Consider the following 233-nt stretch of genomic DNA (forward strand, 5'->3'; position numbering starts at 1 on the left):
CGCAACGGCGTTTCGTTCTCCCTCTCCCCTTTCCTCCCTCTTTTCCCTAATGCTGAGGCGCTGAAAGCTGCTCTCCTCGAACACAACGAGTTCGCCGGGCCGCTCTTCCCTCTCAATCCCTCCCCTCTCATCACGCCTTTTGGGGCGTTTCTACTCCGCTCTTCTCTCTCCGAACTTCCTCATCTCATTAACTTTGTGCTCGGCACGATGAGTCTCTGAGTCCCTCGACCGGG

The 233-nt window shown here is 57.1% G+C and carries 1 protein-coding gene; it reads left to right on the top strand.

The genetic code is table 11. The features are described 5' to 3' along the window. Positions 1–219, top strand: a 219-nt coding sequence (locus AMS67_RS04520; RefSeq protein ID WP_193787065.1) for a sugar transferase, incomplete at its 5' end; no start/stop codon positions are given. Positions 220–233: the final 14 nt, after the last annotated feature.

This window comes from Leucobacter japonicus (assembly GCF_001273855.1).
GTDB classification, from domain to species: domain Bacteria; phylum Actinomycetota; class Actinomycetes; order Actinomycetales; family Microbacteriaceae; genus Leucobacter; species Leucobacter japonicus.